Genomic DNA, 20990 nt, shown 5'->3' with positions numbered 1-20990 from the left:
CGCCAGGTCTGGGTAATGTGGCAGAACATGCGATGCTCGATCTTGTTCCACTTCGATGTGCCCGGCGGATAATGGCACACCTGCAAGGTCAATCCGGTCTCGTCAGCGAATTTTTGCAATTCGAGCTTCCATAGCCGGACGCGCGATCCGTTCGAGCCGCCGCCATCTGCGGTGATCAGCAGCCGGTCCGCGTTATGGTAGCGCTCGCGCCCGACCGCCGCATACCAACGTCGGATCGAGTTGACGGCGAACGCCGCCGTGTCATGGTCGATCCCGACGCTGACCCAGCCAGCGTTCGCGGCAATGTCATAGATGCCATAAGGCGCCACCTTGCCGAGATCCTTGTCGACGAAGTCATGCACATTGACCGCGTCGGGGCAGCCGGTGGGGCGATAGTCGCTGCCGCCGTTCTTGTATTCGCCGATCAATTCCTTTTTCTTGGTATCGACAGAAATCACTGGCTGGCCAGCGGCCTGAAAGGCAATGGCCTGGCGGTTGATATGCTGGAATTGCCCGTCACGGTCGGCATGGTGACTGCCTTCCTTCGTCTTGCGGTTGACCTGACGAGAATAGCCCAGGCTGACCAACATCTTTGCAACCGTGTTGGCGCTGATGGCATGGTTCATCGCGCGCAGCGCCACCGCCAGCTTCTCGCGGCTCTTGGACACCCATAGCAGCGGGCGCACCGGGTCGCCCATTGTCGCCGGCTCCACCAACCGCTGGAGATCCTCAAGCATCGTGGGGTCCACCTTGCTCGAAAGCGGTCGGCCGGCACCTCGACGCCGGATCCGGGACGTGGTCGAGGACCCATCAGCGAGATCCTTCGCGCCACGGATGATTGTACTACGTGCAACACCGGTCGCCCGAAAGACGGCGGCTGTTCCGCCATAGCCCGCGGCAACTTTCTCATCGATCATCCGCGAATCCTAGCAACCACACAGCCGCGCCGGAATCCCCTATCAGAAAAAACGCCTACCCGAATCGTTTATTCCTGCTCGCGTCCTTAGCTTGCCCTGAGCGCGAGGGCAGGGCAAGACGCGCGGAACGGAGGCCCCTATTCATGCAAGCAGGCATCATTGTTTTTCCTGGCATCAACCGCGAGCGCGACATTGCGATGGCGTTGGAGGGGAGTCTGGGGCAGCGGCCGCGGATGATCTGGCATCGGGAGACTGATTTGGCCGGGGTTGATCTGGTGGTGATACCGGGCGGGTTTTCCTATGGCGATTATCTGCGGTGCGGGGCGATGGCGGCGCAGTCGCCGGTGATGCGGGCGGTATCGGACCATGCGGCGCGGGGTGGGTATGTGCTGGGGGTTTGTAACGGGTTTCAGATTTTGACCGAGGCGCAGATGTTGCCGGGTGCGTTGCTGCGCAATGCGGGGCTGCGGTTTTTATCGATGGATTGTCATTTGCGGGTGGAGCGGGCGGATACGGTGTTTAGCGGGCAGTATCGGCGCGGGCAGGTGTTTCGCGCACCGATGGCGCATGGCGATGGTAATTATTTCGCGGATGACGACACGCTGGATCGGCTGGAGGGTGAGGGGTTGGTGGCGTTTCGGTATGTCGATGCGGCGGGTGGGTTGACGGGTGCGGCGAATTTGAACGGGTCGGCGCGGAATATCGCCGGGGTGTTGTCGGCGAATTTGCGGGTGCTGGGGTTGATGCCGCATCCGGAAAATCTGGTCGATCCGCTGATGGGTGGGGTGGATGGCAAGCCTCTGTTCGACAGTCTGGCTGCGATTGGGGTGGCGTGATGGATCAGTTGGTCGATGCGGCTCTGGCGCGGAGTTTCGGGCTGTCGGGGGAGGAGTATGATCGGGTGCTGGCCATTATGGGGCGCACGCCGAGCCTGACGGAGTTGGGGATATTTTCGGTGATGTGGTCCGAGCATTGCTCGTATAAATCATCGCGGGTGTGGCTGAAGACGCTGCCGACCAAGGCGCCATGGGTGATTCACGGGCCGGGCGAGAACGCTGGGGTGGTGGATATCGGTGAGGGGTTGGCCGCGATTTTCAAGATGGAGAGCCATAATCACCCGAGTTTCATCGAGCCGTTCCAGGGTGCTGCGACCGGGGTGGGCGGGATTTTGCGCGACGTGTTCACCATGGGGGCGCGGCCGATCGCGAATTTGAACGCGTTGCGGTTCGGTGACCCTTCGCTGGCGGTGACCAAGCGGGTGGTGGATGGCGTGGTGCGCGGCATCGGCGGGTATGGCAATTGCGTGGGCGTGCCGACGGTGGGTGGTGAGACCAATTTTCATCGCTCGTACAATGGCAATCCGCTGGTCAATGCGATGACGGTGGGGATTGCGGCGCAGGACCGGATTTTTCTGTCGGCGGCGGCGGGGATTGGCAATCCGGTGGTGTATGTGGGCTCGAAGACCGGGCGGGACGGGATTCATGGCGCGACCATGGCTTCGACCGAGTTTGCCGCGGATTCCGAGGAAAAGCGGCCGACCGTGCAAGTGGGGGACCCGTTTATTGAGAAGCTGCTGATCGAGGCGTGCCTGGAATTGATGGCGACGGATGCGATCGTTGCGATTCAGGACATGGGGGCGGCGGGGCTGACGTCGTCCTCGGTGGAGATGGCGGGCAAGGGCGGGGTGGGGATCGAACTCGACCTTGATGCGGTGCCGCAGCGGGAGGCGGGGATGACGGCGTATGAGATGATGCTGTCGGAAAGCCAGGAGCGGATGTTGATCGTGATCGATCCGGCGCGGGAGGATATGGCGCGGGCGATTTTCGAGAAATGGGAACTGGATTTCGCGGTGATCGGGCATATTACCGATACCGGGCGGATCGTTGTGAAGCATCGGGGCGTGGTGGAGGCGGATATCGCGCTCGATCCGCTGGCGGAACAGGCGCCGTTGTATGAGCGGCCTTATACTGAGGCGGCGAAGCCGGCGGCGTTGGGGGATGTGGATGATCCGGTGGGCGTGGCCCCTGCCCTGCTGCGGTTGATCGGGTGCCCTGATCTGGCATCGCGCAAGTGGATTTGGGATCAGTATGACGGGACGGTGGGCGGGCAGACGGTGAAGCGGCCGGGCCAGGCGGATGCGGCGGTGGTGAAAATTCCCGGCAGTGTGCGGGCGCTGGCGCTGACCACGGATTGCACGCCGCGGTATTGCGCGGCGGACCCGGAGGCGGGTGGCGCGCAGGCGGTGGTGGAGGCGTGGCGGAACAGGGGCATGGGGGCGGCGTGTACCGCACTGGATTTTCCGGTCGTTTCGGGGAATGTGTCACTGTATAATGAGACCGAAGGGTCGGGGATTCTGCCGACGCCGGCGATCGGCGGGTTGGGGGTGATCGCGGATGCGGCACAGGCGGTGGGGATTGCGCTGACGCCGGGGCTGGATCTGGTCGTGGTGGGGGCGACGCGCGGCGAGCTTGGCCAGTCGCTGTGGTTGCGCGAGGTGCTGGGGCGGGAGGATGGCGCGCCGCCGGCGATCGATTTCGCGGTGGAGCGGCGCAACGGGGATTTCGTGCGCGGGTTGATTACCGATGGGTTGGTCGCGGCGTGCCATGATGTTTCGGATGGCGGGTTGCTGGTGGCGGTGGCGGAAATGGCGCTGGCCGGGGATGTCGGGGCGGCGTTGAGCCTGGCACCTGAGGGTGCGGCGCCCAAGGTTGGAGCACATGGGTTCTGGTTCGGTGAGGATCAGGCGCGGTATGTGCTCGCGGTGGTTGATGGCGCGGCGGTTATGCAGGCAGCGCAGGGTGCTGGGGTGGCCGCTGCCATGCTGGGACGGAGCGGCGGCGATCGATTGACACTGCATGACGGCACCGCCATATCTGTGGCAGAAATGCGAACAGCGCATGAACACTTCTTTGCGCGCTGGTTCGCCTGACGCCACCAAGGATAGCATCATGGCCATGTCGGTCGCTGAAATTGAACAATTGATCAAATCCGCCCTGCCGGACGCAAAAATCACGGTTGAGGATCTGGCGGGGGATGGCGATCACTACGCCGCGACAGTAACCAGCGAACAGTTCCGGGGCATTCCGCGGGTGCGCCAGCATCAGATGGTGTATGCCGCGTTGCAGGGCCGGATGGGCGGCGCGTTGCACGCGCTGGCGCTGCAGACCTCGGCACCCGAATAGCCGATACAACGCGTTTCAGGAGAATTTTCATGAGCCAGACGACCGACAACCCCGCCTTCACCGCGATCAAGGCCAGCATTACCGAAAATCCGGTCATGCTGTTCATGAAAGGCACCGCGATGTTTCCGCAGTGCGGATTCTCCGCGCGGGTGGTGCAGATTTTGACGCATAGCGGCGTGCCGTTCAAGACCGCCAATGTGCTGGAAGATGCGGAATTGCGTGACGGGATCAAGGCGTTTTCGAACTGGCCGACGATTCCGCAGCTTTATGTCAAGGGCGAGTTCGTCGGTGGCTGCGACATCGTGACCGAGATGTTCCAGTCGGGCGAGTTGCAGACGCTGTTCGAGCAGAACGGGATCGCGAAGACCGCTGCGACCTAGACGCTTCAGCTTCGTTACCGATGAGCTGCCGCGACCGGGAACGGCCGGGCATCTTGCCTATAATCATGCGCTGATCAGCCATTTAAGCGCGCGCGGGCATCGGGTGGATTTGTATTTGACCCGGCCGCGCTTGCCCCTACCCGTGATGCGGCTGGCCAAAGGCGGGCCGTTTGCCAGCGTTTTGGGCCCGCGCCTGGTGCAGACCGGGCGGTTTCTGACCGCGGCGGAACCGCGCGCCGCCGGTGCCGCCCTGGCCCGGGCGGTTCTGCCGGGCCGGCTGTGGCGCGGCGGCCGGCAGGCGCGGGGCAATGATGTGGTACTCGGCGCTTTTATATCCGATGATGAGGCCGCCTGGATCGGCGCGCGGATTGCCGCGGCACCGCCGGATTTCATTCTGATCGACACCATGTTCCGCACCCGGCTGCTGGATCGGCCGGAACTGCAGGGTATGCGCGCGGTCGTGGTGACGCATGATCTGTTCCACCGCCGGCACGCCGCGCTGAAAATGGCGGGCTATCGGGTCGAACCCGCGACCCTGACCCGTCAGGATGAGGCTGTGCTGCTCGACCGGGCCGGGGCGATCGTTGCGATTCAGCCTGAAGAGGCCGCGTTTCTGCGCGACATGTGCCCGGATCGGCCGGTCATTACCGTGCCGATGCCCGCCGCCACGCAGCCGCGGCCGCAGGGCGTGCGGCGCGATCCCGATCGGCTGGTGTTCGTCGGCAGCGATACGCTCCCGAATCTCGATGGGCTGCGCTGGTTTTTCGATGCGATCTGGCCGGGATTGCGCGCCGCGCGGCCGCAGATCGCGCTCGATCTCGCCGGGGATTGCGGCATCGCCATTGGGCGGATGCCGCCCGGGGTGCGGCGCCTCGGGCGCCTCGCGGACCTGGCCCCCGCGCTGCACGGCGCGGCCCTGGCGATCGCGCCGCTGCGCACCGGGTCTGGGTTGAAGGTGAAACTGCTCGATTACGCACGACACGGGCTTTGGACCGTCGCCACCAACGAAGCCCGCACCGGCCTTGCCTGCGATAGCCGCCCGCCGATTTTCGTCGCGGATCATCCCGCGACCTTCGGCGCCACGATCCTTGCCGCGCTCGCGCAACAACCGATCGAAGCCGACGCCCTCGCCTTCATCAGCCGCCACTACGCCGCTGCTCAGATCTTCGCACCGCTGACCGATCTGCTGGAGGCTTAGGGCTGGGTGAGTAGCCGTAAAGTAAGGAAGACCAGGGGCTCTCCCTCCGCCTTGCTTACTTACGAGCACTCACCCAGGCATATGCGCCCGGCGGGCGGGTCAGCCGCGCGGGATGCGGATGACGAAGCGGGCGCCGGTGATGGTGTTGGTGCTGTTGCGGCGGTTTTCGGCGGTGATGCGGCCGCGATGGGCTTCGACGATTTGGCGGGAGATGGAGAGTCCGAGGCCGGAGTGGCTGCCGAAGCTCTCGGTCTGGGGGCGTTCGGAGTAGAATCGGTCGAACACGTCGTTCAATTTGGCGTCGGGGATACCGGGGCCTTCGTCTTCGACGGCGATTTCGATGATATTGCCGGTTTCGCGGCCGCGGAGCCAGATTTTGCCGTTTTGTGGGCTGAACGAGACGGCGTTGCCGATCAGGTTGCGCAGGACCTGGACGAGGCGGCTTTCGGCGCCGCGGATTGTGAGGCCTGAGGCTGGCGCGTCGAGCACCAGGACGGGGTCGTTGTCCTTGCGGGTGGCGTCGTGGATTTCGGCCAGGGCGGAGAGGATGGGGGCGAGGTCGACCGGTTCCATGGCGGTGCGCGACATTTCGGAATCGAGGCGCGAGGAGTCGCTGATATCGGAGATCAGGCGATCGAGGCGTTGGACGTCCTGGGCGATGATGTCGAACAGGCGGGCGGCGCGGACCGGGTCGTCCATGCGGCGGATGGTTTCGATGGCGGAGCGGATGGAGGAGAGCGGGTTTTTGATTTCGTGGGCGACGTCGGCGGCGAAGCGTTCGATGGCGTCCATGCGGGCCCAGAGGGCGTGGGCGGAGTCGGCGAGGGCGCGGGCGAGGGTGCCGATTTCATCCTGGCGGGCGGCGATGGCGGGGGGCACGGGTTCGGCCAAGGCGGCGCGGCCTTCGCGGAGGCGACTGGCGGAGACGGCGAGGCGGAGGAGCGGGGTGGCGATGGTGCGGGCGAGGTAGGCGGAGAGCAGCACGGTGAGGACGAGAGCGAGGACGAACAGGCCGAGGATGGAGACGCGGATGGCGAAGACGGCGCGATCGACTTCGGTGGCTTCGCGGGTGAGCAGGACGACGCCGACGGATTGTTTGGAGCGGATGATGGGTTCGGCGACGGTGACGAGGAGGCGGCCGTCGGGTGCGCGGCGGATGAAGGGGGCGGCCTGGTGGTCGGGTTTGGCGCTGGTGAGGCGCAGGGCTTCGCGCACGCTGGGTTGCCAGCCGAGGCCGGCGGCTGCGCCGTTGGCGCCTGTGGTTTCGATATCCGGGTTGGGCAGGAAGGCGAGGAACTGGTCGTAGAGGAAGCTGACGGCGCGGTCGAAATCGCCGCGCGGGCGGACGGAGGGCAGAGGTTCGGTGATGATGGCGCCGCCGGGGCCTTGGCGGATGCGCGAGTTGGCGATGACCTGGCCGTCGTTGCCGTAGATCAGGGCCTGGGCGTTGGGGGTGGGTTCGATCAGGCGGTAGAGCAGCGGGCGGGCGAGGTCGGGGTTGATGGTGGGCTGGTTGGCGGCGTTGGTCTGGACGGCGGATTCGGCGAGGGCGCCGGCGTAGATGCGGGCTTGTTCGCGGAGAGCCGTGACTTCGGCGGTGAGCAGGCCGTGCTGGTATTGATCGAGGTAGAGCAGGGCCGCGACGATGAGGGCGAGCGGCAGGGCGTTGACCAGCAGGATGCGGCGCAGCAGGGGCGAGATGCGCCAGGGCGATAGGGCGGGGGCTGGCGTGGTCATGCGGATAGGCTCGCGCAGTGAAACCAACTGCGCGCTAGATTAACAAAAGTTTTTTGCTTCTTTTTTACAAAAAAGAAGTCCTTGCTGCGCCTTTCCGCCTGTGCCCGGGAACCCAGCGCCATCATGCCTCTTTGTAGCGATAGCCGATGCCATAGAGCGTCTCGATCTGGTCGAACTCTTCATCGAGGGCGCGGAATTTGCGGCGGAGGCGTTTGATATGGCTGTCGATCGTGCGGTCGTCGACGTAGACGCTTTCACCGTAAGCGGCGTCGATCAGCTGGTCGCGGGATTTGACCATGCCGGGGCGGGCGGCGAGGGCTTTGACCAGCAGGAATTCGGTGACGGTGAGCTGGATATCCAGCCCTTTCCAGAGGCATTGGTGTTTGGTTTCATCGAGCGTGAGGTTGCCGCGCGCGATCAGCCCGGTGGGGGCGGCGCCGGAGCCTTCGGCGCGGCTGGCCTCGTTGCGGCGCAGCAGGGTGCGGATGCGTTCCAGCAGCAGGCGCTGGCTGAAGGGTTTGGTGATGTAGTCATCGGCGCCGAGGCGCAGGCCCATCAATTCGTCGAGTTCGTCGTCCTTGCTGGTGAGGAAGATGACCGGCATGGCGGAGCGGGCGCGCAGGCGTTGGAGCAGTTCCATGCCGTCCATCCGCGGCATTTTGATATCGAGCACGGCGAGGTCGACCGGGCGGGCCATCAGGCCCTGGAGGGCGGATTCGCCATCGGTATAGGTGCGGACCAGGAAGCCTTCCTGTTCCAGCGTCATCTGGACCGATTCAAGGATATTGCGGTCATCGTCAACCAGGGCAATTGTATGTTTCATCGTCTCTGCTTCAGCGGGGATTTGGACGTAACAATGGTGCAGTGACGTGACGGGAATAAGGCAACAATGCAAGACCTGAGGGAACCACAGAACGACATCCATCGTGAAGCGCGGCTGTTGCTGCGGGCTGCGCGGGCGGCGAGTTTGGCGGTGATCGAGGATGAGTATCCCGCGCTTGCGCTGGTGACGCCGGCGGTGACGCTGGATGGTGCGGCGATCGTGCTGCTGTCGCAATTATCGGCGCATACCCGCGCGCTCGATCGGGATGGGCGATGTGCGTTGATGGTGAGCGGGGCGGCGACCGAGGTCAATCCGCAGACCAGCCCGCGGCTGTCGCTGGTGTGCGATGCCGAGCGGTCGGACGATCCGGCGGACCGGGCGCGGTATTTGGCCGTGCATCCCTATGCCGGGTTTTATGCGGGTTTTGGCGATTTCGGCGTGTATCGGCTGAGCACGGTGGCGGCGCGGTATGTCGGCGGGTTTGCCCGGGCCGCGACGCTTGATGTGGCGCGGCTTGGCCCGATGACCGGGCCGCTGTGCGATGAGGCGGCGGCCGCGGCGGCGATGGCGGCGGCGAACCGGGAGCGGGCCGGCGAGATCGATGCGATGGCGCATCGCCATGGCGGTGCCGGGGATGGCTGGCGGATGGTGACGCTGGACGCCGACGGGTTCGATCTGGCGCGTGAGGATCGGGTGTTGCGGGTGGCGTTACGCCGAAGCTTGCGCGTTTACGGCGAATTAATGATCGAAATGAACAATATCGCGCCGCCGACGCAGGTATGAATTGCGTGTTTCGGGTTTGGCAAAAGCCGAAAGGCGTTTCATATATGCGTCTAACGACATTGCTGATCAACGATCCAAGGGAAGTCCATCGACGTGAACGTATCCGATCATGCTGCCATCGACAGTACCGTGCACAACGCTGCCTATCTCGCCTGCTCCGGCGTGGGGCGGGTTGCGGTGCTGCACGCCAATTTGACCGCGCCCGCGCTGGTCGCCCATGCGATCCGGCGCGGCGAGGGGCGGCTTTCGGCGGATGGCGCGCTGATGGTGCAGACCGGGGTGCATACCGGGCGTTCGGTTGCCGATAAATTCGTGGTCGATGAGCCTGCCACCACCAAGGATATCTGGTGGGGCAAGATCAATCAGAAACTGTCGAGCGCGCATTTCGCGACGTTGAAGGGCCGCGTGCAGGCGTATTTGCAGGATCGCGAGATTTTCAGCCAGGATTTGTTCGCCGGCGCCGATCCGGACAACCGCATCCGGGTGCGGCTGATCACCACCAACGCCTGGCAGGCGCTGTTTGCGCGCAACATGTTCATCCGCCCGAAGACCAGCGAGTTGGCGGGGTTCACGCCTGATTACGTCATTCTGCACGCGCCGGAATTCGAGGCGGACCCGGCGATCGATGGCGTGCGCAGCAGCACGGCGATCGCGCTGTCGTTCGCGGAGCGGAAAATCGTGATCGCGGGGACGCAATATGCCGGCGAGATCAAGAAATCGATCTTCACGGTGATGAACTGGATGCTGCCCGAGCGCGGCGTGCTGCCGATGCATTGCAGCGCCAATGTCGGCAAGGATGAGGACGTCGCGCTGTTTTTCGGCCTGTCCGGCACCGGCAAGACCACGCTCTCGTCCGATCCGGCCCGGCGGTTGATCGGGGATGACGAGCATGGCTGGGGCCAAGGCGGGATTTTCAACTTCGAGGGCGGTTGCTACGCGAAGGTGATCGATCTGTCGGCGGAAGCGGAGCCGGAGATTTTTGCGGCGTCGCACCGGTTCGGCACCGTGCTGGAAAACGTGGTGGCGGACCCGCGCGGCGTGGTGGATCTGGCCGACCGGACGCTGACCGAGAATACCCGCTCGTGCTATCCGATCGAGTTTATCCCGAACGTGGAACGCTCGGGCCGTGGCGGGCAGCCGAAGCATGTGGTGATGCTGACCGCCGATGCGTTCGGCGTGCTGCCGCCGCTCGCGAAACTGACGCCGGCGCAGGCGATGTATCATTTCCTGTCAGGCTATACCGCCAAGGTGGCGGGGACGGAAAAAGGGCTCGGCCGCGAGCCGCAGGCGACGTTTTCGACCTGTTTCGGCGCGCCGTTCCTGCCGCGCGAGCCGCGTGTGTATGGCGAATTGCTGGCCAAATTGATCGCCGAGCACAACGTGTCGTGCTGGCTGGTGAACACCGGCTGGTCGGGCGGCGCTTATGGCACCGGCAAGCGGATGCCGATCGCGCATACCCGCGCGCTGCTGAACGCGGCGCTTTCAGGCGCGCTGGATGATGCCAGTTTTCATCCCGATCCGGCATTCGGCCTGATGATCCCCGATGCGGTCGCGGGCGTGCCGGGCACGTTGCTGAATCCGCGGCAGGCGTGGGCCGATCAGGCGGCCTATGACCGCCAGGCGGCGGAGTTGATCGGCCGGTTCGAGGCGAATTTCGCGAGCTTTGCGGACGGGGTCGATGCCGACATCCGCAAGGCTGCGATCCGTTCGGCGGCGTAGAGCGCGAGACTACCACTCGAATTTTGCCATGACGGCGGTTGGGCGGCTCGCGAAGCGGATCATTTCGCCTTCGAGTGCTGCATCGTCGAGCCCGGTGATGATGCCGGTGCGGACCAGCACGCTCGCGCAGCCGCGCGCGGCGGCGCCGGCGATATCGTGTTCGATACTGTCGCCCACGCCGAAAATACGCGCGCGCGGCACGCCGGGTAGCAGGGCGAACGCCGCCTGATAGAGTTTCGGGTGGGGCTTGCCGTACCAGCGGACGAAGCCGCCCTCGTTGCGATAGGCTTCGGCGAGGGTGCCGGCGCCAGGGTGCAAGGTGCCGCCGGCCAGCATCAGCCGATCGGGGTTGGTGCAGACCAGCGGCACGCCGCGCGCGATGCCGGGGCGGATGTTCGCCCAGAGCGCGTCGTAACCGTAGCGATCGGTCTGCGAGCCGGCCAGCATGATCAGATCGGCTTGTTCGATGCTGTCGACCGCTTCGATGTCGAACCCATCGAGGATGTCGAGTGCTGGATCGCGCGCCAGCAGCAGCACGCGGCAGCGGCTTTGCAGGCAGGGCAAAGGGTCTTCGTGCAGCGCGGCCCAGCCGATTTCACCCGAGCAGAGCGAGGCATCGTAGCAATCGGGCGTGAAGCCCATGGCATCGAGCCGGGCGTTGTTGTTGGGGGCGCGGCGGCCAGAGTTGGAGAGCAGAATGATCCGCTTGCCCGCGGCACGGATTGCGCGCAGGGATTCGATGGCACCGGGATAGGGGCGTTCGCCGTCGTGGATCGTGCCGAACTGGTCGATCAGGAACGCATCGGCATCCTCGGCCAGGGCGGACAGGCCGGGAATTTCGCTGGCGCGCATCATGCCAGCCCCCGCAGCGCGAGGCGCGCAGTGCCGTAGGCTGCCTCGGTCTGGGCGGCGGCGGTGACATCGACGCCGAGGATGCGGGCGCGCAGCGCGGTCCATACCGGGTTGACCGCACCGCCTCCGACCGTGAGCACGCGGCGCAGGCGGGGCGCGCCGAGGGCGGCCAGCCTGCGGTATCCCAGCGCCTCGATCCGCGCGAGGCCTTCGAGCAGGCCGTGCAGGAACAGCGCATCGTTCGCCGGGCGCGGTGACAGGCGTGGTTCGAGCGTGGCGTCGTTGATCGGGAATCGCTCGCCGGGGGCGGGCAGCGGGTAGTAGTCGAGCCCGGAGTCCCGGCGCGGATCGATGCTGCGGCTGAGGTCGCCGATCTGCGCCGGGGTGAAATAGCGCGCGAGCACCGCCGCGCCGGCGCTCGATGCGCCGCCGGGCAGGAAATTGCCGAGCAGCCGATGGCTGTAGACGCCGTAATCCGGCGCGAACACCGGCTGGTCCGACAGGAGTTTGAGCGTCAGCGTCGAGCCCAGTGCCGTGACGCCATCGCCCGGCTGGTCGGCGCCGGTTGCGAGGAAGGAGGCGCAGCCATCCGTGGTGCCGGCGACCAGGCGCAATTCAGGGTCGAAGCCGAAACGCGCGGCGATGGCGGCCGCGATCGGGCCGAGGATTGTGCCGGGTGCGACCACGCGGGGCAGCGCGACGGGCAGGGAGAGCTGGTCGATCCAGCCCGGCCAGGCGCCGGCGACCGGATCGTAGCCGGTTTTCAGCGCATTATTGGCATCCGAAACGCCGAGTGGTCCGCCCAGGCGATGGGTGATCCAATCCGCTTCGTGCAAGGCCAGATGTCCGCTGGCGGGTTCTGCGCCATCGAGCAGGCGGGCCAGCGGTGAGGTGGTGCCGTGGGCGGCGCTGTCGCGGGGGGCGATTGCGCCGATGCGCGCGACGGCGGCCGGCGTCGCCTGATCGTTGTAGAGTGTGGCCGGGCCGGTTGGTGCGCCGGCGGCATCGGTCATGATCATGGTGCCGGACGTGCCATCGACCGCGAGGGCGGCAATGGCGGCCATGTCGATCGACGGGCGCAGCGCATCCAGGGCTTCGCCAACCGCGCGCCAGATTGCAGCGGGATCGCGCCTGGCCTCGGCCGCGATGCGAGCACTGCCCTGGCCCTGCGCCGCGCCGGCCGGATCGATCGCGACCGTGCGCACGCCGGAGGTGCCGATATCGATGCCGAGGGCTAGCATGGGTTCAGCGGCGGCAGGCCGGTGATGAACCGGTGGATTTCGGTCGCGATCATGCTGGTGGCGACGCGCACGTTCTCGAGCGAGGCGCCGGCGATATGCGGGGTCAGCGTGACGTTCGGCAGGTCGAGCAGCGGCCAGTCATCGGGCGGCGGTTCGATGCTGTAGCAATCGAGCGCTGCGCCGCCGAGCTGGCCGGACGCGAGAGCCTCGGTCAGTGCCGCATAGTCGATGATCGCGCCGCGCGTGGTGTTGATGATGATCGCACCACGCTTCATTGTGGCGATGGCCGCGGCATCGATCATGTTGGTCGTCTCCGGGGTGACGCGCGGGTGCAGCGTGATGACATCGGCGGTGGCCAGCAGCGTGGCGAGCGGGCAGAGCGTGACGCCGGCGGCGGCATCCTCCGGGGCGAGGGTTGCGTAGGGATCGGCCACGATGATCCGGCAGCCGAACGGTGCCAGCAGCTTCGCCACGCGCCGGCCGATCTGCCCGTAGCCGACGATGCCGACCGTGAGTTCCCGCAATTCACGCCCGGTGCGGTCCGCGCGGTAGAGATCACCGCGCCAGATGCGCCGGCGCATCCCCTCGTGCGCGACGGTGATCTGGCGCGTCTGGGCGAGGATGCAGCCGATGGTGAATTCCGCCACCGCACTGGCGTTGCGGCCAGGCGTGTTGACCACTTCGATGCCGCGCGCCTTGGCCGCCGCGCGGTCGATGTTCACCGGGCCGCCGCGCACGCTGCCGATCAGCCGCAAGCGGGGCAGACGCGCGATGACGCTGGCCGAGAGCGGGGCGAGATGCGTCACCACCATTTCGGACTCGCCAATGAAGGCTGCGATGTCATCCGGATCGCCGAGGAACTCCCTGATGCCGGCAAGCGCGGGTGCGTCGCTCGCTTGCACCATCGGCCGATCGGGCCAGGGCAGCTGCATCGACCGCACCGCGACCGCATCGCCGCAGGCGGCGTGGATGGCGGATTCGAACATGGCGGGCAGCATGAAATCATCGGCGATGACGGCGCAGCGCCAGGTCGGTTCGCTCAAGGGCTCATCTCCTGAAAGGCGGCGAAATTGTGCCAGAATGCGGCCATGGCGCGGTACTTTGTCACTTCGTGGCGCCAAGCAGCGCGCGGGCGGTTGGCTCATCGGTGATGAACCCGGTCGGCAGGCCGGTGTTCAGCATGGCCCGCAACGCCGCCAGTTTTTCGATGCCACCCGCGACCATCAGCACCTCGCGATGGCGCATCGCGTCCATGTCCACCGCAATCACCCGGTCGTGCAGCGTGGTGCTGATGCGCTGGCCGGCCTGATCGTAGAAGGTGCCGAACGCCTCGCCCACCGCGCCGAGCGCGCGCGCCTCGGCAATCTCGCTCGCCAGCATCATGCCGCTCTGGCAGAGAAACGCCGACTCCGTGACCTCGCCGATGCCCATGACAAACAAGCTCGACCGCGCCGCCAGATCGAGCGTCTCGGTCACGCCGCGCTGGCGCAACAGCACCACCCGGTCGTCCGCGTCGTTCGCGTAGAACGGCACCGGCATGACCCAAGCCGCCGCATTGGTCTTTTCGGCCAGGGCATGCACCACATCGAACGGATTGGCGCCGACCCGGCGCGGCACGCCGCCGATCACGGACACCAGCGTCAGATCGGGCCGCTCGATATGGGGCATGTGATCGACCATCGCGGCCAGGCTGCGACCATGACCGACGCCGATGATGCGATGCGCGCCACTTTCGATCGCGCCATATAAATAGGCCGCCGCGGCCCGGCCAAGGCCGGAAAACGGAGCGACGCCGGGGATTGCCGGCACGACACGACAGAAATTGAGCCCATGCGCGGTGGACAAGGCGCGCTCGAGCGTGAGGCAACCGGCCATGTCGCCTTCGATCAGAATTCGGACCAGGCCGTCACGCATCGCGCGCGCGATCAGGCGCTGGACCTTGGCCGGCGGGACCCGTAACTCCGCACTGATCTCGGCCTGGGTCAGCGACGCCTCATAATAGAGCCAGGCCGCGCGCGTCGCCAACTCGGCATCATCGCCGCCACTCCGGTTTCCTCGATCGTTTGCCACCGTGACCTTCTGGGTGATTATTTATTTATGGTCCGCTGGAATAATCAGGGAGGCCGGGTACTGTCAATGGAAATCGAGGGGTTGTGAGGGCGTTGGGTGGCGGGTGGCGGGTGGCGGGTGGCGTGAAATTAAGGCGAACCGGTACCTAGAGCGTTATGCTTTCAGCTTAACGCTTTAGGTTTATGTTTTATCGATCGATTTCACGGGATTATGGCGCCGCTAGCGCGTCAACTTATGCGCATATCGCTCGAAAACGGCGCGCGCATCGCTCAAACCTTCCGAACAAGATCGGACGGAACGCCAACGAACCTGACGCCCGGATCACGGGCGGCAGGTTCGACTGTCAACTCATTTCGACAGGGCAAAAATCGCCACCGTGTCGCCGTACGGGTAGCTGAGCTGGAAATTGCCGCCAGCGGCGACGGCGATGTATTCACGGCCGGCGACGCTGTAGGCGATCGGCGGGGCGTTGACGCCGGCGCCGAGGTTGAAGCGCCACAGGCGTTTGCCGGTTTTGGCGTCCATTGCATCGAACCAGCCGTTGCCTTCGCCGGTGAACACCAGATTGCCGGCCGTCGCCAACGCGCCGCCCATCATGGGTTGGGGCATGTGGTCGTTCCAGGCGATCTTGCCGGAATCGACGTTGATGGCCGTTAGTGTGCCATCCTGCACGCCGTGCGGGACGTTCTTGAAGGTGCTGCCGAGCCGGATCTGGCCGGGGATGGCCGGGCTGTTTTTTTCGTTGCTGAACGTCATCAACTGATTCATGCCCAGCACGTAAACCTCGTGCGTGAGCGGCGAGAATGCCGGGGGCGACCATTCGGCGCCGCCGTTGGCACCCGGCAGCATCTGCACGCCCGCGAGCGTGGGCTGGGCGAACATGTTCTTTTGTTTGTCGAACGGTTCGGATTTGCGGATCAGCTTACCGGTTTCGCGGTTCACGATGTAGAACCATGCGGTCTTGCCGGCCTCGCCCGCCGCGGGGACGGTTTTGCCGTTCACCTTGGTGTCGAACAGCAGGACGTTGCTGACCGCATCGTAATCCCACACGTCGTGCTTCACTTCCTGATAATACCAGGCGAGTTTGCCGGTATCGACATGCAGGGCGACGATCGAGTCGGTGTAGAGATTGTCGCCGAGACGCGAGGCACCGTTCAGATCGGGGTTCGGGTTGCCGGTTGCGAAAATCAGCAGGCCACGCTTGGCATCGACCGTGGGCGTGGTCCACACCGTGCCGCCGCCGGTCTTCCAGGAATCACCGGACCAGCTTTTTTCCTTATTGGTGGTGTTGAACTGCCAGATCTTTTTACCGGTCTTGACGTCGTAGGCGGCGACGAAGCCACGGATCGGCCATTCGCCGCCGGCGCTGCCGATCAGCACCATGTTTTTGTAGACGGTGGGCGCCATGGTTTCCGAATAGCCGTAGCGCGGATCGGCGACCGTGCTCATCCACGCCTGTTTGCCGGTTGCGGCATCGACCGCGATCAATTTGTCATCGAGCGTCAGCATGAACACTTTGCCATCGGCCGCCGCCGCGCCGCGGTTGACCGGGCCGCAGCAGATCTGGTTGGTGCCGTCGGTGTAGGTGTAGGTCCACAGCGTGGCGCCGGTTGCCGCGTTCATGGCGACCAGGGCCTGCTTGTCGTTCACCATCGGCGTGGTCAGGTACATGATGCCGTTGACGACGATCGGCGTGGTTTCGAAACTGGCAGTGAAGCCGGTCTGCGCGATCGCTACCGGGGTGAGATGCGCGACGTTGCCGGCGTTGATCTGCTTGAGCGGCGAGAAGCGTGAATTGTCGTAATCGCGGCCGGTGACCAGCCAGTTCGCGCCGCTTTTCGGTGCGGCCTCGATCATGCCCGAGGTGACGGCGACGTTGGCGGTGATCGTCTTGCCGGCGACTTCGGTTTTGCCGCCGGTTTCCGAGCCTGCTGCCTCGGTGGCGCCGGCGAAGGCGGTGTGCGCCATGCCGAGGCACAGCAGCGCTGCGGCCGGTAGCACGCCAGCGCGCAACCGACGCGCCAGCCGGCTCGACGGGATGGAATTTGTCATTGGAAGTTCCTCGTTTGACGTGTGAAGACGACTAACGCACGACGGGTAATCGGATGGTGTTCAGGACTTACCCGGATAGGGCAGCATGGCGATGCAGGCGGCGGTATGGTCGGTCAGCGACACATCGCCAGCTTTGTACTGGTTTTTCTGCAATATATAGGCAAAAATCGACTGATATTCCGCCGGTTTCAGGCTGCCGGGTGCCTGATACGGCATTTGCGCGGTGATGAACGACAGTAATTGTGCACCGGTGATCTTGGTGAAATCGAGGTAGGATTTGAACTTGGCACCACCCAGCGCCGGACCGGACCCGCCGGACAGATCGGTCATGTGGCAGGACGCGCAATTGGCATCGTACAAGACTTTGCCCTGGGCGGCTTGAGAATTTGTGAAATCCCCAGGGGCGCAGGCCGCGTGGGCAACGCAGGAAAGTGCAAAGCCTGACAGCGCTGTCAGACCGATCGCAGCGATTAGCCGACGCATGAAATTATCTATCCCCTCGTGCTGTGCGGTACACAACTTTGTGTCTGGGAGATAACAGGAACATGACGATCTTGTAAAGAGCCCACATCCGTGCGCAGGTGCCGCGCGAGACTGCCGGGCGCTAACGGAACTCTGTGACCGTCTTACTCGTCGGCCGTCACACCGAGCAGCGCATTGCGAAACCCATCATCCTCGCGCAGGGCATCGGCGGTATCGGTCCGGATCATGCGGCCGGTTTCCAGCAGATAGGCGCGGTGGGCGATTTTCAGGCTGAGGCCGACGTTCTGCTCGACCAGCAGAATGGTCATGCCGGCTTCATTGATCGATTTGATGGTGCGGAATACCTGCTTGATGATGACCGGTGCCAGACCGAGCGAGGGTTCATCGAGCATCAGCAGTTTCGGCCGCGCCATCAGGCCGCGCCCGATCGCGAGCATCTGCTGTTGGCCGCCGCTGAGCGACCAGCCCATCTGGGTGTAGAGCCGTTTCAGATCGGGGAAAATCTCGAGGATGCGTTCGATGTCGGATTCGGTTTCGGCGCGGGTCACTTTGCGGTTCGACGTGCCCATCACCAGGTTTTCGCGCACTGTCAGGCCGGGAAAGACGTGGCGGCCTTCCGGCACATGGGCGATGCCGCGCCGGACGATCGATTCCGGGCTCATCCGGTCGATCGCCTCGCCCTCGAACGTGATGCCGCCGCGCACCGGGTGCAGCAGGCCGGAGATGGTTTTGAGCGTGGTGGATTTGCCGGCACCGTTGACGCCCAGCAGCACGATGATTTCACCCTGCCCGACCGTGAGGCTGACATCGTGCAATGCTGTTACGTTTCCGTATCGGGCGCTGATGTTGCGGACTTCAAGCATATTCTGCATCGTCGCCCAGATAGGCCTTGATGACTTTTTGATCGGAGAGCACCTGGGCGACGGTTCCTTCGCTGATTTTCTGGCCGAAATCCATCACATAGGCGCGGGTGGCGACGCTGGCGACGAAGGACATGTCGTGCTCGATCAGCAGGATGGTCAGGCCGAGATCGTGGATGCGGTAAAGGATTTCGGATAGTGCCGCGGTTTCCTCGCGGTTCATGCCGGCGGCCGGTTCATCGAGCAATAACAATTCTGGACCCGAAACGATGGCGCGCGCGATTTCGACGACGCGCTGCTGGCCGTAGGGCAGGTTTTTCGCCTTGATGTCGAACCGGGAAAACCCGAGCAGGCGCAGGGTTTCGCGCGCCCGCGCGGTGGCTTCGCGGTCCTCGATGAAGCCGCGGCGACGCGCGAACAGCGTGCCGAGCAGCCCGACGGTACCTTTCGGGTAATAGCCGATCACCACATTTTCGAGCGCCGTGAGTTCCGGAAACAGGCGGATGTTCTGGAACGTGCGGGTAATGCCGAGGCGGTTGATTTCGGCGGGACGGCGGTTGGTGATGTCGGTGCCGTTGAAGCTGATGCTACCGGCGGTTGCGGTATAGACGCCGCTGAGCACGTTGAGTGCTGTGGTCTTGCCGGAGCCGTTTGGGCCGATCAGCACCGCGATGTCGCCGCGGCAGATGGTGAAATCCACCCCGTCGACCGCCTTGATACCGCCGAAATGCTTGCGCAGGCCGGTGATCTGCAGGATCGGGTCGTTGGTTGCGACCGGGCGTTTAAGGCTATGCTGCCGCTGCGCCGCAACCGGCACGGCGGCGCCTTCGGCCGGAGAGCGGAACACCATGTGGCGCAGCGCATCGATCCCGCGCAGCAGCATGCCGTACAGGCCTTGGGGCATGAACAGGATGACGATGACGACCAGCGCGCCGTACACCGCGATGTAATAGGCGTGCAGAAACCGCAGCACTTCGGGCAGGAAGGTGATCAGCGCCGCACCGAGCGTGGTGCCGACGATGGATTCCTGGCCACCCACCAGCGTCATTGCGAAAAACGAGACCGATTGATTGAAGTCGAACACGTTGGGGCTGATGTACATCGATCCGGATGCGTAAAGAATTCCACCGAGGCCGCCAAGCGTGGCGGAGGCGGTGAACGCGAGGATCTTGGTCCAGAACAGGCTGATGCCGTTGGAGGCGGCGGCGATTTCGTCTTCGCGCAGCGCGAGCAATGCCCCGCCGAGGCGCGAGTGGCGCAGGCGATAGACGAGGTAGGAGGCAATGCCGAGGCAGGCGATGCTCAGCCAATAGAAATAATGATCATGGCTGAAATCGATGCCGAAAAACGCCGGGCGCGGAATGTTGGAAACACCATCGGCCCCGCCGGTGACGATCGCCCAATTGTTCAGCACCAGCCCGACGATGATCTGAAACCCGATGGTGACCAAAGCGAGATAATGGCTGGCGAGGCGCAGCGAGATCAGCCCGAGCAGAAAGCCGAAGCCGGTGGTGATGATCAGCGCGGCGATGGCGGCAAACCCGAACGGCACATCGTGCTTGGCCGCGAGCACGGCGAAGGCATAGGCACCGATGCCGAAAAATGCGGCCTGCGCCAGCGAAACCTGACCAGAATAGCCGAGCAATATCGTCAGACCCAGTGCCGCGACCGCGTAGGATACCGACAGGATCAGCAGCGTGAGGTAATATGAGCCGAGGCGGGCGCCAGGCAGGAAGATCGGGATCAGCGCGAGCGCGATCAGGAACGGCAGGAATTTTAGGACGGCTCTGGTCATACTTTCTGCGAGACCTTCTCGCCGAACAGACCGCTGGGCCGGAAGATCAGAAACAGGATCAGCACGATGAAGGGAAAGGCGTCGCGGTAGCTGCCGGAAATGTAGGTGGCGCCATAGGTTTCCACGAGACCGATGGTCAGGCCACCGACGATGGCGCCCTTGATCGAGCCGAAGCCGCCGACGATGGCGGATGCGAAGGCTTTTAGCGCGATGGTCGAACCCATACCCGCCGTCACGGTGTAGACCGGTGCGATCAGAATGCCGGCGAGACCGCCGAGGCCGGTGCTGATCGCGAAGATCAGCGCGGTCATGCGGGCGACGCGAATGCCCATCAGGCGCGCGGTATCGGCGTCCTGCGCGGTGGCCTGAAGTTGCTTGCCGAGTTTGGTACGTTCTAGAAACCAATTCAGCACTGTCACCATCACTGAAGTCACCACGATGATCACGAGGTATTGCGGATAGACGAACACGCCATCGATGTTGACGGACTGCGCCTTGAATATGCCCGGCAACTGGAACGGCACCGGGCCGTAGATCAGCAGGAACACCTGCTCAAGAAACACCGAGGCGCCGACGGTTGCGATCATCACCGGCAGGAAGTTGCGCGGCCGGTTGCGGACCGGTTGATAGAGCACGAGTTGGAACAGCGCGCCGACCGCGCCGGTCAGCACCATGGCGAGCGGCAGTGCAACCCACCAGGGCCAGTGCGCGCCGAGCACGAGGCTGACCATGAAATACGCCCCGATCATCGCGAAATCGCCCTGCGCGAAATTCACGACATTGACCGAGGTGTAGATCAGCACGAAGCCCAGCGCGACGAGCGCGTAGATACTGCCGACCGCGAGGCCGGCGATCGTGAGCTGGATGAATTCGACGAACACGCGCCGGGCCGGCCGCG

At 64.5% G+C, this 20990-nt stretch carries 19 protein-coding genes; 7 read left to right on the top strand and 12 right to left on the bottom strand.

Features of this window, described 5'->3' with window-relative positions:
* Positions 1 to 917 (bottom strand): ISAzo13 family transposase (locus B7X49_RS10475; protein WP_408735595.1); only part of this gene is annotated, 917 nt, incomplete at its 3' end.
* Positions 918 to 1060: 143 nt separating this feature from the next.
* Here B7X49_RS10475 and purQ point away from each other — a divergent pair.
* The 5 genes from purQ to B7X49_RS10450 all read left to right on the top strand — a co-directional run bounded on the left by purQ (position 1061) and on the right by B7X49_RS10450 (position 5677).
* On the top strand, positions 1061 to 1753 hold the full coding sequence (purQ, locus tag B7X49_RS10470; RefSeq protein ID WP_286703014.1) for a phosphoribosylformylglycinamidine synthase subunit PurQ: 693 nt from the start codon (positions 1061 to 1063) through the stop codon (positions 1751 to 1753).
* Entirely contained in the window at positions 1753 to 3846 is a 2094-nt protein-coding gene (purL, locus tag B7X49_RS10465; RefSeq protein WP_286839251.1) for a phosphoribosylformylglycinamidine synthase subunit PurL, read from the top strand. The genes purQ and purL overlap by 1 nt, the downstream gene beginning before the upstream one ends.
* A gap of 19 nt (positions 3847 to 3865) precedes the next feature.
* Positions 3866 to 4099 carry a BolA family protein gene (locus B7X49_RS10460; protein ID WP_029313441.1) on the top strand — a complete coding sequence of 78 codons (234 nt, stop codon included), beginning with the start codon at positions 3866 to 3868 and terminating at the stop codon, positions 4097 to 4099.
* 29 nt (positions 4100 to 4128) lie between these two features.
* Positions 4129 to 4479 (top strand): Grx4 family monothiol glutaredoxin, encoded by a 351-nt coding sequence (gene grxD / locus B7X49_RS10455; protein ID WP_029313442.1) that lies wholly within the window; start codon positions 4129 to 4131, stop codon positions 4477 to 4479.
* Between the two features lie 145 nt (positions 4480 to 4624).
* A complete protein-coding gene (locus B7X49_RS10450; protein ID WP_286703012.1) occupies positions 4625 to 5677 on the top strand; it encodes a glycosyltransferase family 4 protein in 1053 nt (350 codons plus the stop codon).
* 99 nt (positions 5678 to 5776) lie between these two features.
* On the opposite strand, the gene B7X49_RS10445 is transcribed toward B7X49_RS10450, so the two are convergent.
* On the bottom strand, positions 5777 to 7414 hold the full coding sequence (locus B7X49_RS10445) for a stimulus-sensing domain-containing protein (protein ID WP_286703011.1): 1638 nt from the start codon (positions 7412 to 7414) through the stop codon (positions 5777 to 5779).
* Between the two features lie 121 nt (positions 7415 to 7535).
* Entirely contained in the window at positions 7536 to 8237 is a 702-nt protein-coding gene (locus B7X49_RS10440) for a response regulator transcription factor (RefSeq protein ID WP_029311733.1), read from the bottom strand.
* Positions 8238 to 8303: 66 nt separating this feature from the next.
* On the opposite strand from B7X49_RS10440, the gene B7X49_RS10435 reads away from it, so the two are divergent.
* Complete coding sequence (locus tag B7X49_RS10435) at positions 8304 to 9020, top strand: HugZ family protein (protein WP_286703010.1); 717 nt, start codon at positions 8304 to 8306, stop codon at positions 9018 to 9020.
* A gap of 93 nt (positions 9021 to 9113) precedes the next feature.
* Positions 9114 to 10739 (top strand): phosphoenolpyruvate carboxykinase, encoded by a 1626-nt coding sequence (locus tag B7X49_RS10430; RefSeq protein ID WP_408735558.1) that lies wholly within the window; start codon positions 9114 to 9116, stop codon positions 10737 to 10739.
* A gap of 9 nt (positions 10740 to 10748) precedes the next feature.
* Here the strand turns inward: B7X49_RS10430 and B7X49_RS10425 are convergent, their stop codons facing one another.
* From B7X49_RS10425 to B7X49_RS10385, 9 genes are all read right to left on the bottom strand, one after another.
* A complete protein-coding gene (locus B7X49_RS10425) occupies positions 10749 to 11594 on the bottom strand; it encodes a TIGR01459 family HAD-type hydrolase (protein WP_286703009.1) in 846 nt (281 codons plus the stop codon).
* A complete protein-coding gene (locus tag B7X49_RS10420) occupies positions 11591 to 12832 on the bottom strand; it encodes an FGGY-family carbohydrate kinase (RefSeq protein WP_286703008.1) in 1242 nt (413 codons plus the stop codon). Before B7X49_RS10420 ends, B7X49_RS10425 begins: the two co-directional genes overlap by 4 nt.
* The gene (locus tag B7X49_RS10415; RefSeq protein ID WP_286703007.1) at positions 12826 to 13875 is read right to left on the bottom strand and encodes a 2-hydroxyacid dehydrogenase; all 1050 of its coding nucleotides are present in this window, start codon (positions 13873 to 13875) and stop codon (positions 12826 to 12828) included. The genes B7X49_RS10420 and B7X49_RS10415 overlap by 7 nt, the downstream gene beginning before the upstream one ends.
* 61 nt (positions 13876 to 13936) lie before the next feature.
* On the bottom strand, positions 13937 to 14902 hold the full coding sequence (locus tag B7X49_RS10410; RefSeq protein ID WP_286703006.1) for a sugar-binding transcriptional regulator: 966 nt from the start codon (positions 14900 to 14902) through the stop codon (positions 13937 to 13939).
* Between the two features lie 348 nt (positions 14903 to 15250).
* Positions 15251 to 16954 (bottom strand): PQQ-binding-like beta-propeller repeat protein, encoded by a 1704-nt coding sequence (locus B7X49_RS10405; protein WP_286703005.1) that lies wholly within the window; start codon positions 16952 to 16954, stop codon positions 15251 to 15253.
* Positions 16955 to 17014: 60 nt separating this feature from the next.
* The gene (locus B7X49_RS10400) at positions 17015 to 17437 is read right to left on the bottom strand and encodes a cytochrome c (protein ID WP_286703004.1); all 423 of its coding nucleotides are present in this window, start codon (positions 17435 to 17437) and stop codon (positions 17015 to 17017) included.
* Between the two features lie 143 nt (positions 17438 to 17580).
* A complete protein-coding gene (locus B7X49_RS10395) occupies positions 17581 to 18300 on the bottom strand; it encodes an ABC transporter ATP-binding protein (protein ID WP_081849075.1) in 720 nt (239 codons plus the stop codon).
* On the bottom strand, positions 18293 to 20092 hold the full coding sequence (locus B7X49_RS10390; protein ID WP_286703002.1) for a branched-chain amino acid ABC transporter ATP-binding protein/permease: 1800 nt from the start codon (positions 20090 to 20092) through the stop codon (positions 18293 to 18295). Before B7X49_RS10390 ends, B7X49_RS10395 begins: the two co-directional genes overlap by 8 nt.
* Entirely contained in the window at positions 20089 to 20973 is an 885-nt protein-coding gene (locus tag B7X49_RS10385; protein WP_286703001.1) for a branched-chain amino acid ABC transporter permease, read from the bottom strand. Before B7X49_RS10385 ends, B7X49_RS10390 begins: the two co-directional genes overlap by 4 nt.
* Positions 20974 to 20990 lie beyond the last annotated feature (17 nt).

Origin of the sequence: Acidiphilium sp. 34-64-41 (genome assembly GCF_002282635.1) — a bacterium.
GTDB lineage: Bacteria > Pseudomonadota > Alphaproteobacteria > Acetobacterales > Acetobacteraceae > Acidiphilium > Acidiphilium rubrum.
The sequence above is the reverse complement of the archived record's forward strand: the minus strand, read 5'-3'. Positions and strand labels throughout refer to the sequence as shown.